The organism is Burkholderia stagnalis (assembly GCF_902830275.1).
In the GTDB taxonomy this organism is placed as follows: domain Bacteria; phylum Pseudomonadota; class Gammaproteobacteria; order Burkholderiales; family Burkholderiaceae; genus Burkholderia; species Burkholderia stagnalis.
The window spans coordinates 115,353-136,188 of the sequence record NZ_CADESW010000001.1 but is presented as its reverse complement, the minus strand read 5'-3'; the positions used below and the strand labels follow the sequence as shown (position 1 = coordinate 136,188).

Here is a 20,836-nt window from a genome sequence, read left to right as displayed (position 1 = left end):
CTAACCAATGGAAGAAGCTGCCTGTCAAGCGCGCTCCTTTCCTCCCCGCCATGCGCCCCGAAGGAAGTCCCCTTGATGGAAATGGCGAGGTTTCTCAGAGCAACTGATGACCGACAGACTCCCCCCGTTCGACGCGGCATCGGCGACCGATGCGCAGAAGGCCGTGCTCGACGAAATCCTCAGCGGCCCGCGCGGCAACCTGAACGGCCCGTTCCTCGGCTGGATCGCGAGCCCCGAGCTCGCGCAGCACGCGCAGCGCCTCGGTGCATTCTGCCGGTATCGCACCGGCTTGCCGCTGCGCCTGTCGGAGCTGGCGATCCTCGTCACCGCCGCGCGCTGGCGCTCGCAGGCGGAATGGCACATCCATCATCCGATCGCGCTCGACGCCGGCCTGCCGGCCGCGACCGCGGAAGCGATCCGCGACGGCGTCGAGCCCGGGTTCGAGTCCGACGACGATGCGCTGGTCTACGCGTTCGCGAACGAGCTGTACGACACGCGGCGCGTCAGCGATGCGACGTTCGCACGCGCGGAGGAGCGCTTCGGGCACGCGGTCGTGGTCAACCTCGTCGCGCTGCTCGGCTATTACGCGCTCGTGGCGATGACGCTCAACACGTTCGGCATGCGCGCGGAAGGGCAGACGGAGTTGCCGTTTCCGGAGTGATCGCCGCGGCACCGCGTGGCGGGCAGCGACTTCGGCGATCGATTACGATGCGCGTTCGGCGCCCGTTTCCGCATCGAACGGGCGGCATCGGACATCGGAGGCGGGGAAATGAAACCCAGAATCAGCGTGCTGACAATCGGCGTCGACGATCTCGACGCGGCCGTGCGGTTTTATCGCGACGGCCTGGGCCTGGCGACGGACGGCATCATCGGCACGGAATTCGAACATGGCGCGGTCGCGTTCTTCGATCTCCAGAGCGGCCTGAAGCTGGCGCTCTTTGGTCGTCACGACATCGCGCACGACAGCGGACTGCCGGTTGCCGCGCGCAGCGCGACGGAGTTCACGATCGGCCACAACGTCGGCAGCACCCAGGAAGTCGACGACGTGATGCGGCAGGCGCTCGCCGCCGGCGCGCGGCTCGTGAAGCCGGCCGGCAAGACGTTCTGGGGCGGCTACGCCGGCTATTTCCAGGATCCCGACGGCCATCTGTGGGAGATCGTGTTCAATCCCGCCTTCGTTCCCGAGGATTGAGCGCCGCCCGTTCGCGCGGTGAGCAGGTAAAAATCGATAAAAAAAGGACCCCGCACACCGACCAGGGCATGCGGGGCCAAGAGAGACACCTTGTGTATTACGCGGCCACGGCTTCCTCGGCCCGCGGCTGCGGCGCGGCCGCCGCGACATCCTGCCGGATCAGGTGATCGAACGCGCCGAGCGAGGCCTTCGCGCCTTCGCCGACCGCGATCACGATCTGCTTGAACGGCACCGTCGTCACGTCGCCGGCCGCGAACACGCCGGGCACCGACGTCGCGCCGCGCGCATCGACGACGATCTCGCCGTGCTTCGACAGTTCGATCGTGCCCTTCAGCCATTCGGTGTTCGGCACGAGGCCGATCTGCACGAACACGCCTTCGAGCTCGATGCGCTTCACGTCGCCCGTTTGACGATCCGTGTAGACGAGGCCGTTCAGCTTGCTGCCGTCGCCGGTCAGCTCGGTCGTCTGGGCCTGCGTGACGACGGTCACGTTCGGCAGGCTGCGCAGCTTGCGCTGCAGCACTTCGTCCGCGCGCAGTTGCGCGCCGTATTCGACCAGCGTGACTTCCTTCACGATGCCGGCCAGGTCGATCGCGGCTTCCACGCCCGAGTTGCCGCCGCCGACCACCGCGACGCGCTTGCCCTTGAACAGCGGGCCGTCGCAGTGCGGGCAGTACGCGACACCGCGGTTGCGGTATTCGCGCTCGCCCGGCACGTTGATTTCGCGCCAGCGCGCGCCGGTAGCGAGCACGATCGTCTTCGCCTTCAGCACGGCGCCGTTCGCGAGGCGGATCTGGTGCACGTCGCCGGGAATCAGTGCCTCGGCGCGCTGCACGTCCATGATGTCGACGTCGTATTGCTTCACGTGCTGCTCGAGCGCCGTCGCGAACGTCGGCCCTTCGGTTTCCTGCACCGACACGAAGTTCTCGATCGCCATCGTGTCGAGCACCTGGCCGCCGAAACGCTCGGCCACGACGCCCGTCGCAATGCCCTTGCGCGCCGAGTAGATCGCGGCCGCCGCACCGGCCGGGCCGCCGCCGACGATCAGCGTGTCGAACACGGGCTTGTTCTCGAGCGACTTCGCGGCGCGGGCGCCGGCGCCCGTGTCGAGCTTCGCGAGGATTTCCTTCACGCTGCTGCGGCCCTGGCCGAACGTTTCGCCGTTCAGGAACATGGTCGGCACCGCCATGATCTGGCGCGCCTCGACTTCATCCTGGAACAGCGCGCCGTCGATCGCGACGTGACGGATGCGCGGGTTGATCAGCGACATCACGTTCAGCGCCTGCACGACTTCCGGGCAGTTCTGGCACGACAGCGAGAAATACGTCTCGAACGCGTAATCGCCGTCGAGCGCGCGGATCTGCTCGATCACGTCGTCGTCGAGCTTGATCGGGTGGCCGCCCGTCTGCAGCAGCGCGAGCACGAGCGACGTGAATTCGTGGCCCATCGGGATGCCGGCGAAACGGATGCCGGCCGGCTTGCCCGGTTCGCCGATCGTGAACGACGGCGTGCGCTCGGCATCGCCGCGGCGTTCGACGACGGTCACGCGAGCCGTCAGCGACGCAATCTCGTTCAGCAGCGCAAACAGCTCCTGCGACTTCGCGCTGTCGTCCAGCGACGCGACGAGTTCGATCGGGCGCGTGATCTTTTCGAGGTACGCTTTGAGTTGGTTCTTGAGATTGGCGTCGAGCATGGCGATTCGGATTCCGTATTAATGATTATGGTCGGGCACGTCGTGCCGAAGGGGCGGGCGGGCTGCGCGATGCGGCAGCCCGCCGCTGCGCGCCTCGTGTGGGGCGCGCGGGGCGATCGTCAGATCTTGCCGATCAGGTCGAGCGACGGGGTCAGCGTTTCCGCGCCCGGGGTCCACTTGGCCGGGCACACTTCACCCGGATGCGCCGCGATGTATTGCGCAGCCTGCACCTTGCGCAGCAGTTCGCCCGCGTCGCGGCCGATGCCGTTGTCGTGGATCTCGCACAGCTTGATCTCGCCTTCCGGGTTGATCACGAACGTGCCGCGCAGCGCCATCCCTTCTTCCTCGATCAGCACGTCGAAGTTGCGCGACAGCGTGAGCGTCGGGTCGCCGATCATCGGGTACTTGATCTTGCCGATCGTGTCCGACGTGTCGTGCCATGCCTTGTGCGTGAAATGCGTGTCGGTCGACACCGCGTAGATTTCGACACCCAGCTTCTGGAATTCCGCGTAACGGTCGGCGAGGTCGCCCAGCTCGGTCGGGCAGACGAACGTGAAGTCGGCCGGGTAGAACACGACGACGGACCACTTGCCCTTGAAGTTCTCGTCGGAGACGGGCACGAAATCGCCGTTGTGGTATGCGGTTGCCTTGAACGGTTTGATTTGGGTGTTGATGATCGGCATCTTGTGATTTCCTTTGCGTCGGGAGTGAATGGAGTGACGCCAGTATCCGGGTTCACCCTGAGTTTGTGAAATTGCTTGTTTCAATCCGCGGCATCGGGAATTTCTATGCGTGCCGGTGGGGGTGCGTCATTCCGCCGCCATCCTCCGCAACCACGCCGCCAGCCGCTGCGCGCCATCCGGCAAGTCCGCATCGTCGCGCGTGCACAGGTAGTAGTCGCGCCCGTCGTCGAGCGCGTGCTCGAACAGCCGCACGAGCGCGCCGCTCGCGAGTTCGCGTTCGACGAGCGGCGGCCGCAGCAGCGCGACGCCGAGATCCGCGCGCGCCGCGCTCAGCGTCAGCTGCCCGTCCTCGAACATCGGCCCGACCGCGTGAGATACGTGCGACACGCCCGCGCCCTGCAGCCAGTTGACCCACGTGCTGCGATCCTCGTCGTGCACGAGCGGCGCGTGCGCGAGATCGGCCGGCGTGCGGAACGGCCCGTGGCGCTGCAGGAACGACGGGCTGCACATCGGCGCCATCGCGCCCGGCAGCAGCCGCTCGCAGCGGTAGCCGGGCCAGTCGCCGGTGCCGAAGCGGATCGAGAGATCCGATGCGTCGCTGCGATAGTAGCGATGGTTCGCGTACAGCACCGTCACGTCGACGTCGGCGTTGTCCGCGAGAAACCCGTGCAGGCGCGGGATGAACCAGCCGATGCCGAACAGCGGTATCAGGCTGATCGTGATTTGCCGCAGCGACGAGCGGTCGCGCACGAAGCGCGTCGCGCTGCGCAGCACCGAGAACGCGGCGCTGATCGAGCGGTAATAGTCGCGCCCTTCGTCGGTGAGCGCGAGCAAGCGCCCCTCGCGCACCGTCAGCGGCGTCTGGATGAACGCCTCCAGCAATTGCAGCTGGTGGCTGACCGCCGACGGCGTAATGTCGAGTTCGGCCGCCGCCGCGGTGACCGACCCGAGGCGCGCGAACGCCTCGAACGCGCGGACCGCGCGCAGCGGCGGATCATGTGGCAATTGTTCGATATTTTTCATGTATGGAATTTTATCGAAAAGTCGAGGCGGGCGGCAAACATAAAATATCTTGTGTTTACAGGCGTTTGAGCTATTGTGTCGGGAATGGCATAAGCATCCAACAATTGGATATTTGGGGTGCAGGCATCAACTCTTTAATATTTTTCATGTTTTGATTCGATTCCCCCGATCCTCCACATGAAAATCTCCTTCGTTCCCGCCAGCCTCGCGCTGTCCGCCGCCGCGCTGATCGCTTCCGCGCCCGCCCTCGCGCAAGCCGCGCCGCAGACGATCCTGATCGGCCTTGCCGCGCCGCTGACCGGCCCGTCCGCGCGGATCGGCCAGGATCTGCGCAACGGCGCGCAGCTCGCGATCGACGACGCGAACGCGAAGCACCCGAGCGTCGGCGGCAAGCCGGTCGTCTACAAGCTGGTCGCGGCCGACGATCAATCCGATCCGCGCACGGCCGTCACGGTCGCGCAGCAGCTCGTCGACCAGCACGTGGCCGGCGTCGTCGGCCACTGGAACACGGGCTGCAGCGTGCCGGCGTCGCGCGTCTATCGCGACGCGGGCATTCCGCAGATCGCACCCGCGTCCACCGGCCACCAGTACACGCAGCAAGGCTACACGACGGCGTTCCGCATCATGGGCCACGATGACGCGGGCGGCATGTACACGGGCGCCTATGCGGTGAAGACGCTGAAGGCGAAGCGCATCGCGGTGATCGACGATCGCACGTCGTTCGGCTCGGGCCTCGCCACGCAGTTCATCAAGGGCGTCGAGGCGAACGGCGGCACGATCGTCGATCGCCAGTACGTGAACGACAAGACCACCGATTTCAGCGGCGTGCTGACCGCGATCAAGGGCAAGCGCGCGGATCTGGTGTTCTTCGGCGGGCTCGACGCGCAGGCCGCGCCGATCGCGCGCCGGATGCGCCAGCTCGGCGTGAACGCGCCGCTGCTCGGCGCGGGCGGCTTCGTGAGCCAGACCTTCCTGTCGCTCGCGGGCAAGGACGGCGACGGCGTGACCGCGCTCGAACCGGGCCTGCCGCTCGCGCGGATGCCGGGCGGCGGCGCGTTCGACGCGCAGTACCGGGCGCGCTACCGCCAGCCGATCGAGCTGCACGCGCCGTTCGCCTACGACGCGGCGGCGACGCTGATCGCGGCCACGCAACAGGCCGGCACGACGCAGCCCGCGAAGCTGGTCGCGGCGGTGCATGCGATCAATCGATCCGGCGTGACCGGCGCGATCGCGTTCGACGAAGCGGGCAACCTGAAGAACCCGGCCTTCACGATCTACCAGGTGCGCGGCGGCAAGTGGACCGTCGTCGACGTGCTCGGCGGCACGCGCACCGCGACGAAGTAAACGAAACGACTGCCTTGCAGGAGACGATCCCCATGACCGAACCGACCCAGGCCCAGGCCGCCACCACGGAGGACGCGCGCCTCGGCATTCTCGCGCGGCGCCGCATCGAAGCGGAAATCATCAAGCCGATCTACGAGATCATGAAGCGCGAATTCGGCGCCGAGCGCGCGCAGGCCGTGATCGCGGAAGCGGTGCGCGGCGCGGCCGTCGACGCCGGCCGCACGTTCGCCGCGCAGGAACCCGACGGCACGAGCGTGAAGTCGTTCGTTGCGCTGCAGGTGCTGTGGGAGAAGGACGATGCGCTCGACGTCGAGGTGCAGCGCGTGGACGACGCGCACTACGACTACGACGTGCACCGCTGCAGCTACGCGGAGATGTATCACGCGATGGGGCTCGGCGAGATCGGCCACCTGCTGAGCTGCGCGCGCGACAGCTATTTCATCCAGGGCTACGACCCGCGCATCGCGCTCACGCGCACCAGCACGATCATGCAGGGCGGCCAGCGCTGCGATTTCCGCTATCGGCTGCAGGAAACCGCGCAGGCCGGCACGCAAGGAGCGGGCGATGCGGCGTGACGACACCATGAGCGTGCCGCGCGTCGACGGCGAACGTCTGTGGGCTTCGCTCGAGCGGATGGCGCAGATCGGCGCGACGCCGAAGGGCGGCGTGTGCCGGCTCGCGCTGACCGACCTCGACCGCGAATCGCGCGACCTGTTCGTGCAATGGGCGCGCGACGCCGGCTGCACGGTGCGGGTGGACCGGATGGGCAACGTGTTCGCGCGCCGCGCGGGCCGCAACCCCGGCGCCGCGCCGGTGATGACCGGCTCGCACGCCGATTCGCAGCCCACCGGCGGCCGCTACGACGGCATCTACGGCGTGCTCGGCGGGCTCGAAGTGGTGCGCGCGCTGAACGACGCGGGCGTCGAGACCGAGCGGCCGATCGACGTCGTGATCTGGACCAACGAGGAAGGCTCGCGCTTCGCGCCGGCGATGGTCTCGGCCGGCGTGTTCGCGGGCGTCTATACGCTCGACTACGGGCTGTCGCGCACCGACACCGCGGGCAGGACGATCGGCGCGGAACTGGCGCGGATCGGCTATGCGGGCAGCGAGCCCGTCGGCGGCTATCCGGTGCACGCGGTGTACGAGCTGCACATCGAGCAGGGTGCGATTCTCGAGCGCGCCGGGAAAACGATCGGCGTCGTCACGGGCGGGCAGGGGCAGCGCTGGTACGAGGTGACGCTGAGCGGCGTCGACGCGCACGCCGGCACGACGCCGATGGCATTCCGCCGCGACGCGCTGGTCGGCGCGGCGCGGATGATCGAGTTCGTCGATGCGCTCGGGCGCCGCCACGCGCCGCATGCGCGCGCGACGGTCGGGATGATCGAGGCGCGGCCGAACTCGCGCAACACGGTGCCGGGCGGCTGCTTCTTCACGGTCGAATTCCGGCATCCGGACGACGCGGTGCTCGATGCGCTGGATGCGGCGCTGCGCGCGGAACTCGCGCGCGTGGCGGCCGACGCGGGCCTCGGCGCGCAGATCGAGCAGATCTTCACGTATCCGCCGATACCGTTCGCGCCGCGCTGCATCGACGCGGTGCGCGACGCGGCCGACGCGCTCGGGCTGCCGCACATGGACATCGTGTCCGGCGCGGGCCACGACACGTGCTATCTCGCGCGCGTGGCGCCGGCCGGGATGATCTTCGTGCCGTGCGTCGACGGGCTGAGCCACAACGAAGCCGAGGCGATCACGCCCGAATGGGCGACGGCGGGGGCGGACGTGCTGCTGCGTGCGGTGCTGCGCAGCGCGCAGGAGCCGGGCGCCTGACGAGGGCCCGGCGACGCGCCGTCATTGACGGGCGGCGCACGGTTCGTCGGGCTTTTCGAGCGCGGTTTCCCGCGCCGGTTCGACATCGGCTTCCCGCACGCCCGACGGCGTCAGCGACACGAAGTGCAGCGCCGTGTCGCTGGCCGGAAAGCCGACGATGCCGGTGGTGCCCCACGGAATCGGCGCGCGCTGCGCGCCACGCGCGGTGATCTGTTCGGGCGCAAGCGCGAGCGCCAGCAGCCGCCCGTCCTGCGTCGGCACATACGCGCTGGCGCCGGCGACGGCCACGCCCGATTCGCGCACCGTGGCCGGCAGGCAATCCCGGCTCGCCGTGCGGCGGCCGTCCGGATCGATCAGCATCGCGACGCCGCGGTCGTTCGCCGTCGTGGCGACGACGATGAAGCGGTCGATCGCGGGCACATAGGCCGCGGCGTACACGTAGTACCGAATCGCGTCGCTCAATTCGCCAAGTTTCTCCAGCCTGGCCGTTTCGGGATCGAACAGCGCGTATTCGAGCTTCGCGTTCGTGCTGCCCTCGATGTATTTCTGCCAGACCAGCAACGCGCGGTGCGGCGAGCCGGCAATCACGGGCCACCACTCGCGGCTGTGCGGCGCGACGGCGACGCGGTTCAGCAGCCGCCCGGCGGCGTCGTAGGTCTTCAGATAGACGCCGCCGCCGGTGCCGAGGTTGTCGACGCCGCCGCCGTCGACCCAGTCGGCGGAATAGAACACCACGAAGCGCTCGCCGGCCGTGGCCGCGTGCCCCGAATGGCCGCCCGATTCGACGTCGTTCGGGTAGGGCTTCACCGGCGTCAGGTCGCGCCGATACACGCCGTACCGCTGGCTCACTTCCTGCGGCGCGTTCCAGCCGTCCTCGAACGTGACGAAGATGTCGCCGCGCGCGTTCTGCGCGATCGATACGGGCTCCTGCGCCTCGGGCCGCCGGATGAAGACGCGCACATGCGCGAGATGCGCGCTGCCGGGTGACCATTCGCCGACGTACACGTCGTGCGGCCAGTTGCCGTTCGGCAGCGCGCCATGCGGCGGGAGGCCGGAGCTGCTGAAGAAAACCCAGCGCTTGCCGTTGCCGGCGTTGGCCATGCCGATGCCGTGCATGAAGCGCCGCGGATCGCCGCTGTCCTTCTGCTGGGGCGCCGGGCGGGGCGCCGCCTTGTGCGGCGTGGCCGCGCCGGCGAGCGCGTGTTGCGGCGCGAGGCCCGACGCCGCGGCGAGACAGCCGCCGACGCAGGCCGCAGCAGCAGCGATCCGCACTGCCCGCCGCATCATTCGACGGTCACCGATTTGGCGAGGTTGCGCGGCTTGTCGACGTCGGCGCCGCGTGCGCAACCGACGTGATAGGCGAGCAGTTGCAACGGCACCACGTGCATGATCGGCGACAGCGCGTCGCCGGGTTCGCGCAGGCGGATCACGCGCGTGTCGTCGGCGTCGTCGATTTCGAGCTGGCTGCCCGCCAGCACGTAGAGTCGCCCGCCGCGCGCGCGCACTTCGGCCATGTTGGATTTCAGCTTCTGGAACAGGCCGTCGTCCGGCGCGATCGTGACGACCGGCATCGTGCTGGTCACGAGCGCGAGCGGGCCGTGCTTCAGCTCGCCGGCCGGGTAGCCCTCGGCGTGGATGTACGACACCTCCTTGAGCTTCAGCGCGCCTTCCATCGCGATCGGAAAATGAATGCCGCGGCCCAGGAACAGCGCGTTCTCCATCTGCATGAAATCGGCGGCCCAGCCCATGACCTGCGTCTCGAGCGCCAGCGCGTGGCCGATGCGCGGGGGCAGCTCACGCAACTGCCGCAGGTAGACCGCCGCGCGCGCCGCGTCGAGCCGGCCGCGCAATTGTGCGAGCGTCAGCGTCAGCAGGAACAGCGCGACCAGCTGCGTCGTGAACGCCTTGGTCGATGCCACGCCCAGCTCGGTGCCGGCCTGCGTCAGGAAGCGCAGCGACGCGCCGCGTGCGATCGAGCTCGTCGCGACGTTGCAGATCGCCAGCGACAGATCCTGGCCGAGGCCGCGCGCGTGCTCGATCGCGCCGATCGTGTCGGCGGTCTCGCCCGATTGCGAAATGCCGACCACCAGCGTGTGCGGATCCGCGACGGATTCCCGGTAACGGTATTCGCTCGCGATCTCGACCTGCGCGGGGATGCCCGCGATGCCCTCGAGCCAGTATTTCGCGGTGAGCCCCGCGTAATAGCTGGTGCCGCAACCGAGCAGCAGCACGCTTCGCACGCGCGACAGCAGCGCGTGCGCGTCCCGCGCGGCGCCGAACAATGCGGGGGAGATCGCATCGATGCCGGCCAGCGTGTTGTCGATCGCCGTCGGCTGTTCGAAGATCTCCTTCTGCATGAAGTGCTGGTACGGGCCGAGGCCGGCCTCGGCGTCGCGCGCCTTGATCTGGCACAGCGGGCGTTTCGCTTCGCGCCCCATCGCGTCGACCATCTGAATGCGCTCCGGCGTGATCAGCGCGATATCGCCGTCCTCCAGGTAGATGAAGCGGTCGGTCAGGTCGCCGAGGGCCGCGCAGTCGGACGCGAGGTAGTTCTGCTGCGCGCCGATGCCGATCACGAGCGGCGAGCCGGCGCGCGCGGCCACCAGGCGCTGCGGTTCGCGCGCGCTCAGCACCGCGACCGCATAGGCGCCGCGCAGGCGCTTGACCGCGCGCGTCACGGCGTCGAACAGGTCGTCGCGGTACTCGCTGTGAATCAGGTGGGCGATTACCTCGGTGTCGGTTTCGCCGCGGAACGTATAGCCGCGCTGCTTCAGCTCGGCCCTGAGCGCGTCGTGGTTCTCGATGATGCCGTTGTGCACGACCGCGATCGTGTCGCCCGACATGATCGGGTGGGCGTTGGTCTCGGACGGCGCGCCGTGGGTGGCCCAGCGCGTGTGCGCGATGCAGGTTCCCGCTTCGAGGCCGAGCGTCGTCACGCGTTCCTGCAGGTCCGTCACACGGCGCAGCGTGCGTTCGCTGCGGATGTGTCCGCCGCTTTGCAGCGCGATCCCGCATGAATCGTAGCCGCGATATTCGAGCCGGCTCAACGCCTTGACCAGTTGCGGCACCTGGTTGTTCTGGCCGCTTGCTCCGACGATTCCGCACATGGTTCACCTCGCCCAGAAGAAGTAATCGGAATGCCCGGCGGCGCGGCAGCGCAATCGAATGCAGGCGCTGTCGCCCGCGCGGCATCGGTGGAGGATTCGCGAATCCCGTTCAGCGCCGGTCGCGGCATGCGCGGTGCCGCGCGGGGCGGCCGAGCCAGACCGCGATCGCGGACGGCCCCGCGCGATGCGCGACACGCCGGGGCGCCCGGCGGCTGCGCCGGCGCGATTGCCGCACGCGCGCCGCGCGTGCGATGGATGTCGGCATCAGGTGCCGTGGCGCGTCGGGCCGACGCCACGCCAGACGGGCCCGCCGGTTTTCCTGGCGGGCCGTTCGCGTGCCGGCGGCGCGGCGTGGGTCGTCCACTCGATCGCGGATATCGATCCGTTCGCGTCGTGCGATGCGATGAGAATGCGCGCGGCCTGTTCGTCGTCGGGCTGCGCGGTTTCGGCCAGCGCCGTCGTCGGCTCCGATTTCGACCGGAGGCTGGCCGAGCGCCGCAGCATCTTCGTCACGTGCCATCGATTGGTGAGCGGGTGCACGACGCGCGCGGCGATCAGCCATGCGAGGAGCGAGCCGCCCATCACCGCGATGCAGGTCACATAGAAGAACAGTTGTTCGATCGGCATCTCGGCATCGTTGATCGGCAGCAGGTAGCGGTACGTATAGATGCAGATCGACGCCCACACCGCGCCGACCAGCGCTGGCCGGATGAAGCGAAACCACGCGATGTGCGTGCATCCGACGATGACGCCGCGATCGGCGATCATCCGGTTCGGGGAGCGCAGGGAGAGGTCAATAATCGGCGCGTTCTTCATGTTGAATTCCTCGGTCGGGACTGATCCAGATGGCGCGTTTGCCCCGGCCGCGCAACACGACGGCGGGCAGGGCGACCACGGTGGTGATCATGCTGATCAACCAGAATGCGACCGGATACCAGACGGTATCCAGGAAATACATCAGCAGCCGTTCGTCGTAGCGGCGGTCGATCATGCAGCCGACGATCAGCTGCAGCACGCAGGTGGCGACCAGCAGCATGCCGTGCCAGTGCGGGACGAGCGAGACCTGCCAGTCCGCCGGCAGCGGATGGAACAGGCCGAAGATCGACAGCAGCAGGATGAACGCCATCGAATACGCCCACGCGATGCCGATCAGGTACTCGACGTACAGCGGCCACATCATCATCATCGCGGGCCGCGCGACCGTGCCGGCGTACTTGAGCAGCACCTGGATGCCGCCCTTGGCCCAGCGCAGCCGCTGGTGGTAGAGCCCCTTGACCGTCTCCGGCATCAGGATCCAGCTCAGCGCATGCGGCTCGAACACGACGCACCAGTCGCGGCACTGCAGCTTCCAGGTCACGTCGATGTCCTCGGTCAGCATGTCCGTGCTCCAGAAGCCGACATCGGCGAGCGCGGTCTTGCGGAACATCGTGATGACGCCGGACACCGTGAAGATGCGGCCATACACCTGTTGCGTGCGCTTGATCAGGCCGACGATCGACGAGAACTCGCCCACCTGCATGCGGCCGAGCAGCGACGTGCGCGTGCGGATGCGCGGGTTGCCGGTCACCGCGCCGACGCCGGGGTCGGTGACGAAGTGCTCGAGCATCCAGCCGATCGCGTCGTGCGCGAGCAGCGAATCGCCGTCGATGCACAGCAGGTATTCCGCATTCGCGACGGCCGCCGCGGTGGTGAGCCCCACCGCCTTGCCTTCGTTGCGCGCGTGATGGATGACGAGCAGCCGCGGCATCGTGGCGGCCAGCGCGTTGAGGATTTCGCCGGTGCGATCCTTGCTGCCGTCGTTGACCGCGATGATGTCGTAGTTCGGATACTCCATCGCGTTCAGGTGCTCGATCACGCTGCGCACGTTCGCTTCCTCGTTGAAGCAGGGCACCACGATCGACACCTTCGGCATGCCGCTCGCCGCGAGCACGCGCCGGGACAGCACGCGCCCTTCCTCCAGCAGCAGGAAATGCACGACGCCGCCGATCATCCACAGATACGACATGAAGAACGGATAGTAGAAGACGAAATCCTGCAGCCGTCGAATGATGTCGTGTGTCGTCATTTTGCTGGCGCCCCTTTGTTCGGTTGCCCCTGCATCAGCGCATTGATCGAAGTCGGGTCGAGACGCGCCTTGAGCGACATCGCGCTGCGAATGGTCGCGAGCGACGGCTGGTCGTGCAGGAAATTGTCCGGGTAATAGCCGAAGCTCAGCGCGCCGCGGCTGCGCAGCCGCCCCATCTGCGCGCGCAGCGTGCTGCCCGGAATGTCCTTGTGCGCGTGCCAGTCGTAGGCCTGCAGCTCGAACACGGTCTTCGCGAACCCGTGCGGCTTGGTGGCGACGACGTCGGCGAGCTTGTCCAGCCAGCGGTCCGGATCCGACGCCTGCTCCATGTAAGGCATCGCCATCAGCGCGACGAAATCGTAGGCCTTGAGGAAATCGTCGTAGTTTTGCGCGTACCACGCTTCGGACGCGGGGTTCAGCACCGGCTGCGCGAAGATGTTGCGCGCGGTGAGCACGTCGCCGGCGTTCTGGTTCGCGAGGACGATCTGCTCGAGCTGGCGCGTCAGGTCCAGCAGGTAGCGGGTCTTCTGCCGGGTCCATCGATCCATCAGCTCGGGTTTCGCGCGAATCTGCCCGACGTCGCGCGGCAGCCCCCATTGCGCATAGGTTTGCAGCGCATGCCGGCCCGCATCCTCGTAGTCGTCGAGCACCGCATCGTCGCCGAACAGGATGCCGCCGAACGACGCGTACTTGCTGAGATCCTCGTAGATCTGCTCGATCAGCAACCGTGCGTTCGGATCGAACGGGCTCAGGCGGAACATGCGCGTGCCGTTCTCGCGCGCCGGCGCGCCGCTGTACGCGCTGATCGCCTCGAGGCCGCGCAGCTTGTCCGGCGGCGGACGGAACGCCAGCACCGGCATCCATGCATACACCTGCACGTTGGCGCGGGTATTGAGCTGCCACGCGGCGCGCGAGAACAGGTCGGCCCGCATCGGCAGGTGCCGGTTCGGAAAATAGACGGCTTCCGCGACGCCCGTGCCCTTCGGGTCGGCGTATGCCTGCAGGTAGACCGACTTCGGCTGCATCCGGTAGATGCGCTCGACGAGCACGCCGAGGTTCTTTTCCTGCTGCGCCGGGTCGGGGTCGTACACCTGGTCGAGATCGACCTGCACGATCCGCTCGGCGCCTTCGACCTCGCCGCGATTGGTCGCCGGTTCGCGCATCGAGCGCTCGAACCCGCCGACATCGACGTCGTACATCATCAGGATCCGGCGCAGCCGATCGAGCGGCACGTCGGGCGTATTCGGCCCCGCGTCGAGGCTGAACTGGATATCCATGCCGAGCGACGTCGAGATCTTGCGCACCGGCTGGTTCTCCGCGCCGTACGGCCACACCATCGAGCGCGCGACGAGTCCCGTGCGCTGGCGAATCTGCCGGATGCAGGTCTGCAGGTCGCTGCGCACCCGCGCATCGAATTCCGCATCGGTTTCGTAGCGCTTTTCCGCGTTGAGGTAGAGGTGCGACGTGGTCGCCGGCAACTCGTTGCCCTGCGGATTGGCCACCGCGCCGTGATGCAGGTTGTGCGTGTGGCACGCGAGCTCGATCAGGTCCGACGAACCGATCTGCTGCACCTCGTCCCACGACATGAAGTATTCGCGCGGCATCTGGACCCGGTCGCTGATGCGGATCGGCGTGTCGATCGGGGCGTCGATCCATGCGGTGACGATGCCCATCACCGCCGGATACTTGAACCGCTTCAGCAGCGGCAGCACCTTCGTGAAGTGGCTGCGGTAGCCGTCGTCGAACGTGAGGAGCACGGAGCGGGGCGGCAACGGCTTGCCGCCGTGCCGGGACGCCTCGATCTGCTTGACGGTGATCGTGTGGTAGTTGTTGGTCTGCAACCAGGAAAAAATGGCGGTCAGCGTGCCGGTGTCGATCGCATACGGGTCGACCATCGTGGCCGACGCGAACGTCGACAGCAGGTTGTCGCGCACGTCGTGCATGCAGATCACGCGGAAGGTCTTGCCGTCGGCGGGGTCCGACGGCGGAAGCAGGTCGATCATCCTCGCCTGCGTCACGCCCGGAAACAGCGAACACGCGGTGAAGGTGCCGAGGCAGCCACACATGAAGGTCCGTCTGGATTGCATTCGGTGAGCTCCTGGTTCTAGAACGGCACGTTGAGCGCCAGGAAGCCCGTTTCCGAGCGCTCCCGCTGGCCGTCGTATGCATGGCTGCTGACCTCGATGCCGTAGGTCAGCGTGATGTCGTGCTTGAAGGTCCACGCGTGCTCGAGGCGCGCGCTCCACAGCGCGCTGGTGCCGAAGCCGCGCTGGTTGTATGCGCCGCCGGACGCGGAGATGCGCTGCCGCATCGACATGTCGCTCTTCTTCCAGATCATCCATTGATGCATGACCGTTGCCGCGACCGCGTAGTCGCGCGACGGGCTGAAGTAGGCGACGTCCTGCCGCGTGTTGCTGTCGGTGCCGAGATTCAGCGACACGTTGACGAGCTGGTTGGCACCCGTGAACACGCGCTGCGTGCCGGTGGCCGAGATCTCCTGGTGGAAGTTCGAATCGCTGTAGCGGCTCACGCCGTAGTTCAGCCTGACTTCGCGACGATCGTTCTGGCGGTATTTCACCTCGGCATTCGCGGAGCGGCCCCACACGTGCGCGGCATAGGCCTTCCACGGCAGCGAGTTGTCGTTGCTGTCGACCCCGCCCGAGACCGACACGTAATCGTTGAAGTCGTAGCTGACGGTGCCGCGGCCGCCGGTGCGCCCGTCCGTGCCGAACGAGCGCGTGACTTCGCCCAGCACGGTCAGCGGCCCGTGCCGATAGTCGCCGCCGACCCCCGTGCGCGTGCGGCTGATGCTGCCGGCATCGGTTTGCGCGTGCCCGAAGAACGTATGGGAAAACACGCGCCAGTTGTTGCCGAACGGTTGCGAATACAGATACGTATCCGACGTGAAGCTGTTGTCCGCCAGTGCGCTGTTGCCGTGTTCGAAGCTCATTTCCGTGGTCAGCACCGGGCTGCGGTACGCGTTGTAGTCGCGCTTGAACTGGCGCACCGCGCCGTTGTCCGGAAACGTGTTGTCGACGGTCTGGTCGACTTTCTGCGCGGTTTCGTAGTCGTCGGCGGCAAGCGCCGCACGGCCGAGCCCCGCGAGGTTTTCGACGCTGTCGGGGTGGTCGGTGAGCGTCCCGCGATACATCGCAATGGCCTGGCGCGGGTGCGCCTGGTTCGAGATCGCGTCGGCATGGGCGGCGCTGACCTCGGAGTTGAACGGCACTTCCTTCTCGATCTTTTCCAGCTCGGCGATCCCTTCCTCGGTCCGGCCGGTGTTGAGCAGGAGCTGCGCGCGCAGCCGGTAGTAGCGCAGGTAATCGTCGTTGGCCGGGTCCAATGGGCGAATCTGCGCTGCCGGCGGCAGCGACTGGCCGATGTCGTTGACCACGCGCGTCGCATCGTTCGTGCGCCCCTGGTCGATATACGACCAGAACAGGCCTTCGCGCAGCTCGATCGGGCGCGTGCGCGCGCCGTACTGATAACCGCGCGTCGCGCGGTCGGGCGCCGGCGTGCTCGCCTGCTTCAGCGCGCGCTGATACACGGCCTCGGCCTTGCCCGGCTCGCCGAGGTACAGGTAGGCGTCGCCGACGCCGGCCAGCGCATCGATCGACACCTCGGCATCGGGCGGGATCGTTTCGAACGATGCCACCGCCTGCCTCATGTCGCCGCGGGCCGCGTGGGCCACCGTGCGGTCGCCGGCGAGCGCTGTCCTGACCGGCGAATACTCGGGCGTGATCGGCAATCTCGCATTGAGTTCGTCGGCGGCGCGCAGCGCGGCGTCGAGCCCGTCGAAGCGGTCGGCGCTGGTCATCGCGCGCGCCTTGTCGCGCCCGCCGCGCACTTGCTGGCGGATCGACAACTCCTCCAGCTGCGCGAGGTCGAATGCCGAGAAGATGTCGGGCCGGGCTTTCGCCTCGTCGAGCGCCTTGACGGCGCCGCCGCTGGTGGCGAGACCGAACACCTCGTTGCGCACGGCGGTGGCGTCGGCCGGCTGGCCGGCCGCTGGCGCCTGCGTCGCGGCGACTTCGGCCGGCTTGGTCGAATCGGCATCGCCTTCGGCGGCGACGCATGTCCCGGATGCCATCAGCAGCAGCATCAGCGGGGCGTGAAGAAGAATCCGCCGGTTGCGCGGAAGGGCAGTGAGTCTGCAATTATTGATGTTGGCCACGGGGTCCTCACTTCGAACGGTTATGTCGGTTGTGTGCCGATCGTTGTGCTCGATCTGACGTCGAGCTACTGCGTGATGCTGTTTCCCCGAATGCGAATGCACCTCTCAGGAACGGTTCCGGACGGCTCGCTCCAGCAGTGCGCGCGATTCGCTGTTCTGCGGATCGATCGCGAGCGCCCGGCTTGCGTTTTGTTCCACACATCCCCAGTCGTCGAGCTGCGCACACAGGCGTGCCCGTGCGAGCGCCCGCGCGCCGTCCAGCTCCCGGTGCGTGACGCTGGCCGTCTGCATGCGCGCGGCGCCGGCGCCGGATGCATGCGGCTTCGATGCCACGGTCACGTGTTTTCTTGCGTTCGCCACCTCGTGCGCCCGCGGATGCGGATGGGCGCGGTGCGCATCGGCCATTCTTCCCTTGACGGGGCCGGCGGCCGGCGCGGCATGCGCGGCGGGCGCGCGGTTGGCCGCGACCACGGGCGGCGCGGGCAGCGGTGGCGCGGCAGGTGCGGCAGGTGCGGCAGGTGCGGCGGGTGTAGCAGGCGCGGCAGGTGCGGCATGCGCGGCGGATGCGGCAGGTGCGGCCGACGCCCGGCTCTCGCTGCGCGGCGCGGCCTCCGGTTCGATCTGGACCGTCACCGGCGATCTCATGGCGGGCGTCGATGCTGCAAGGGCCGCGGTTCCGGTTGAAACGAGATCCGGCCGGATGCTTGCGGCGGCCGCGTATTTTTCGGCTTTACCGATCGATCGGGCAACGACACCGGACGCTTCGTGCGTCGCGCTCCCGCGCTCGTCCCGGGCATCGCGCTCGAGGTACGCGAATAGTCCGAAGATCACGGCGAATGCGACGAGGCTGAGCGCCGCATTCTTTCCCGGGCCCCAGGTCGGCTTCGGCTGGCTGGTGGCGTGGGTACTCGGTCGATTCACACTGGTCATGCATTGCTCCTCGATTCCGTGCCGTTGCCGTGAATGATCCGGACGCATGCATCCGCGACAGGCCGCCAGGCGGAACGCTCACCACCGTAGCTCGGTATTCAGCGAACCTGTCTCGACGATTCCGTATTTCATCTCGCCCTGATAGGTGCCTTCGATCCGGTAGCTCGCATCCGGGACGCTGAACAGGCACCGCGGCCCCGTGGCGTTGAACTCGACGAGGACGCGGCCGTGGCGTCTCAGCCGTACCTGGACATTCGCGAGCGGGCTCCCGGTTTGAGTAGCAAACGACACGCCCAGGTTATAGGGGCGCCCGTCGGGTGGAAGCGGCGCCGTCCCGTCGATCCGGGCGTCGCCGCAAATGTATGACACCACGTAGCGCGGTGCGGCCGGATCGGACGCAGGGGTTTGGGCGATTGCCGCCGGATTCGTCCAAAGTATCGATGCGGCAATGGCTGTAATGGGGAGAGCATGACTTCGACGTGAAGAATGCATCATGCCCTCCGTTCGTGATTGATAGCAAGCATACATTCAGAATAAAAAAACGCAACGGCTATTCGTAATTTCGCAACACGCTATTCATCCGCAGAGAGTGATTAATAAAAAACCGCGCATGCGGCGGGAGTGAGTGAGGTTATGAAAAATACTATTTAAGTAGGATTGAAGCGGGTTTGTGAGCAGGGTGATCGGCGGGAAAGCGCGGAATTTCCGCCGAGATGCGGTGCCGCAGGGAAATCGGGATACCCCGGGAACATATTATCTAATGAAGGTTGCAGGCGGAAAAATACCGATGTAAATGGCTGATAAAAGCAATTTTTTCCTGCATTCGTGCAGGGCCTTGCATCGCACGACAGGGCGGTAGCGCGGGGTTCGATATTGGGGTTGCAGTTGATTTGCGTAATTCTAAACGGCTGATGAATCGAAAATTTTCCGTCACGTGACAAACGGATTTTCAAATGATTGGGCCGATTGTATTTTGTGCGGCCGGGGTGCCGGATTGAGTGGAGGTGCGTGGTTTCAAAAGGGAAACGTTTTTACAGGCCGGGTGTTTCATGTCTGATATTCGTGGCGTCGGTTATTTATATTTGTGAAGGCGTCGTGAAATGCAGGGCTGAATAAAATGCGCTGTCATTTTTATGAAAATGGAATATTCGCGCCTGAGTCATATTTTCATCGGGCGGAGAATATCGGTGATAACGCCACCCCGGGTATTTACTCACGGGGTGTGAATATCGACTGAATAATGGTCGGGAGCGGCGCCGCGCGCTCCCGTTCCGGACTTATCGCCCGCTGCCGCCCGCCGTCCGTCTCGCGATCCGCATCGCCGGTGCGGCTTGCTCGGCCGTTCCCGCGGCCGCGTTGCGCGGACGGTTCATCAGGTAGGCCCACAGCTGCTCGGCCGCCAGCCCGCGCTTGCGGGCGGACCGATACAGCCGGATTTCGAGCTCGGTGATCCAGTCCGCCGACCCGGCGCACACGAGCGCGCCGTCCGCCAGCTCCTTCGCGATGCAGCTTTCCGGCAGCCAGCCGATGCCGTGCCCGGCCACCACCATTCCCTTGAGCGCTTCGGACATGTGCGTCTCGAAGCAGCGATGCAGCGCATACGGCTCGGCGGCATTCAGCAGCAGCATCTCGACGACGTTGCCGAGGAACGCGCCCGACGAATACGCGAGCAGCGGCAGCGGCGCGCCCTGCGCGCCCGGCAGCCTGAACAGAGGCTTGCCGTTCGCGTCGGGAATCGACACGGGGAGGATCCGTTCGACGCCGAGGCCCACGAACGGGAAGTGGTTCGGATCGAGCACGATCGGCAACTGCGGATGGTGATAGCCGAGCAGCAGGTCGCATTCGCCTTCGACGAGCTGCTGCACGCCTTCCGGCACGTTCACGGCGTTGACGCGGGCGGTCACGTGGCCGACTTCGCCGTTGAGCTGCTTCAGCCATTCCGGGAACAGGGTAAACACGAGCGTATGCGCGACCGCGAAGCGCACGACCTGATCGCTCGCCGCGAACTGGTCGTAGCCGTTCACCAGGTTGCGCGCCGCATACATGCTGCGCAGGATGTCCGCGGCCAGCCCGCGAAACATCTGTCCGGCCGGGGTGAGCACGATCGGGGTGATGCTGCGATCGACCAGCTTCGCGTCCATCCAGGTTTCGAGCGCGGCGATCCGCCTGCTGAATGCCGATTGCGTCAGATGCCGGTTACGCGCCGCCCGGGAAAAGCTCCTGGTATCCGCAAGGCTCAGGAAATCTTCCAGCCACTTTGCTTCCATATCGATCGTCTTCTTTATAGTCGGGCGCCTGGCCGTTGCCGGCGCCGTTTCGTTGCACGAACCTTTTAGCGTACCGCGCCTGGCTTCGAGCATACCGATGTTTTTTTTCGATGGGTATCAGTCGAAATATGCATGAGCGTTGTCGCGAGAAATTCGGCTGCTTAACGTTGTCATGCCGGACAAGGCTAACCGGTTAGTTCACTTCGCGTCTGAACTTTCCCGCCGCCGTGGACGGTACTTCCCCCCGGGCTCGGCCGCGCGCTGCGCGTGTCGGGCCCGCTTCTCCCGCCGGAGGCGGGCGGCCGGCGCGCGCCCGTTCGTTGACGCGCCGCAGCAATCCCGTGTGCGGCGCATCGCGCCGGTGCCGCGGCGCGGGGGACGAGGGCGGCTTGCCGGCCGGTCACGCATGTTGCGGTGCAGCTTGCGCATTCGTGACACGCGGGAGAAGTATGTTCGACAGGTGCGGCACAACATCGGTGCGTGGCGCTGGCGCGCCGATGACGCGAATCGCGCCGCGCAGTGCACCGCCGTGGT

At 66.9% G+C, this 20,836-nt stretch carries 17 protein-coding genes; 5 read left to right on the top strand and 12 right to left on the bottom strand.

Annotation, left to right across the window (positions count from 1 at the left end):
• Positions 1–106 precede the first annotated feature (106 nt).
• Both HWY45_RS00565 and HWY45_RS00560 read left to right on the top strand, forming a co-directional pair.
• Complete coding sequence (locus tag HWY45_RS00565) at positions 107–661, top strand: carboxymuconolactone decarboxylase family protein (RefSeq protein WP_059883118.1); 555 nt, start codon at positions 107–109, stop codon at positions 659–661.
• Positions 662–769: 108 nt separating this feature from the next.
• The gene (locus HWY45_RS00560) at positions 770–1,192 is read left to right on the top strand and encodes a VOC family protein (RefSeq protein WP_059883116.1); all 423 of its coding nucleotides are present in this window, start codon (positions 770–772) and stop codon (positions 1,190–1,192) included.
• A gap of 97 nt (positions 1,193–1,289) precedes the next feature.
• On the opposite strand, the gene ahpF is transcribed toward HWY45_RS00560, so the two are convergent.
• The 3 genes from ahpF to HWY45_RS00545 form a co-directional block, all read right to left on the bottom strand.
• Positions 1,290–2,885, bottom strand: coding sequence for an alkyl hydroperoxide reductase subunit F (gene ahpF / locus HWY45_RS00555; protein ID WP_059883114.1), 1,596 nt, complete (start codon positions 2,883–2,885; stop codon positions 1,290–1,292).
• A 119-nt stretch (positions 2,886–3,004) separates the two neighbouring features.
• A complete protein-coding gene (gene ahpC, locus HWY45_RS00550; RefSeq protein WP_010089952.1) occupies positions 3,005–3,568 on the bottom strand; it encodes an alkyl hydroperoxide reductase subunit C in 564 nt (187 codons plus the stop codon).
• 126 nt (positions 3,569–3,694) lie between these two features.
• A complete protein-coding gene (locus HWY45_RS00545; RefSeq protein ID WP_059808250.1) occupies positions 3,695–4,591 on the bottom strand; it encodes a LysR substrate-binding domain-containing protein in 897 nt (298 codons plus the stop codon).
• A gap of 177 nt (positions 4,592–4,768) precedes the next feature.
• Here HWY45_RS00545 and HWY45_RS00540 point away from each other — a divergent pair, with 177 nt between their 5' ends.
• Genes HWY45_RS00540 through HWY45_RS00530 form a run of 3 tightly spaced genes read left to right on the top strand, consistent with a single transcriptional unit; the run spans position 4,769 to position 7,759 of the window.
• The gene (locus HWY45_RS00540; protein ID WP_059883112.1) at positions 4,769–5,935 is read left to right on the top strand and encodes a branched-chain amino acid ABC transporter substrate-binding protein; all 1,167 of its coding nucleotides are present in this window, start codon (positions 4,769–4,771) and stop codon (positions 5,933–5,935) included.
• Between the two features lie 32 nt (positions 5,936–5,967).
• Positions 5,968–6,510 (top strand): L-2-amino-thiazoline-4-carboxylic acid hydrolase, encoded by a 543-nt coding sequence (locus HWY45_RS00535; protein ID WP_059808244.1) that lies wholly within the window; start codon positions 5,968–5,970, stop codon positions 6,508–6,510.
• Positions 6,500–7,759, top strand: a complete 1,260-nt coding sequence (locus HWY45_RS00530) for a Zn-dependent hydrolase (protein WP_059561518.1) — start codon at positions 6,500–6,502, stop codon at positions 7,757–7,759. The genes HWY45_RS00535 and HWY45_RS00530 overlap by 11 nt, the downstream gene beginning before the upstream one ends.
• Positions 7,760–7,780: 21 nt before the next feature.
• Here HWY45_RS00530 and HWY45_RS00525 read toward each other — a convergent pair whose 3' ends face one another.
• The 9 genes from HWY45_RS00525 to HWY45_RS00485 all read right to left on the bottom strand — a co-directional run bounded on the left by HWY45_RS00525 (position 7,781) and on the right by HWY45_RS00485 (position 20,302).
• Complete coding sequence (locus tag HWY45_RS00525) at positions 7,781–9,043, bottom strand: hypothetical protein (protein ID WP_059883147.1); 1,263 nt, start codon at positions 9,041–9,043, stop codon at positions 7,781–7,783.
• Positions 9,043–10,866 (bottom strand): glutamine--fructose-6-phosphate transaminase (isomerizing), encoded by a 1,824-nt coding sequence (glmS, locus tag HWY45_RS00520; RefSeq protein WP_059883110.1) that lies wholly within the window; start codon positions 10,864–10,866, stop codon positions 9,043–9,045. Before glmS ends, HWY45_RS00525 begins: the two co-directional genes overlap by 1 nt.
• Positions 10,867–11,130: 264 nt before the next feature.
• The gene (locus HWY45_RS00515; protein ID WP_167361399.1) at positions 11,131–11,682 is read right to left on the bottom strand and encodes a Biofilm PGA synthesis auxiliary protein PgaD; all 552 of its coding nucleotides are present in this window, start codon (positions 11,680–11,682) and stop codon (positions 11,131–11,133) included.
• The gene (gene pgaC / locus HWY45_RS00510; protein WP_059883108.1) at positions 11,660–12,931 is read right to left on the bottom strand and encodes a poly-beta-1,6-N-acetyl-D-glucosamine synthase; all 1,272 of its coding nucleotides are present in this window, start codon (positions 12,929–12,931) and stop codon (positions 11,660–11,662) included. Before pgaC ends, HWY45_RS00515 begins: the two co-directional genes overlap by 23 nt.
• On the bottom strand, positions 12,928–15,018 hold the full coding sequence (gene pgaB / locus HWY45_RS00505; protein ID WP_059883106.1) for a poly-beta-1,6-N-acetyl-D-glucosamine N-deacetylase PgaB: 2,091 nt from the start codon (positions 15,016–15,018) through the stop codon (positions 12,928–12,930). Before pgaB ends, pgaC begins: the two co-directional genes overlap by 4 nt.
• Before the next feature lie 17 nt (positions 15,019–15,035).
• On the bottom strand, positions 15,036–17,033 hold the full coding sequence (pgaA, locus tag HWY45_RS00500) for a poly-beta-1,6 N-acetyl-D-glucosamine export porin PgaA (RefSeq protein WP_175038320.1): 1,998 nt from the start codon (positions 17,031–17,033) through the stop codon (positions 15,036–15,038).
• Between the two features lie 177 nt (positions 17,034–17,210).
• Positions 17,211–18,083, bottom strand: a complete 873-nt coding sequence (locus tag HWY45_RS00495; RefSeq protein WP_155634914.1) for a hypothetical protein — start codon at positions 18,081–18,083, stop codon at positions 17,211–17,213.
• Between the two features lie 30 nt (positions 18,084–18,113).
• Complete coding sequence (locus HWY45_RS00490) at positions 18,114–18,527, bottom strand: hypothetical protein (protein ID WP_059883145.1); 414 nt, start codon at positions 18,525–18,527, stop codon at positions 18,114–18,116.
• 785 nt (positions 18,528–19,312) lie between these two features.
• Positions 19,313–20,302 (bottom strand): LysR substrate-binding domain-containing protein, encoded by a 990-nt coding sequence (locus tag HWY45_RS00485; RefSeq protein WP_059808222.1) that lies wholly within the window; start codon positions 20,300–20,302, stop codon positions 19,313–19,315.
• Positions 20,303–20,836 lie beyond the last annotated feature (534 nt).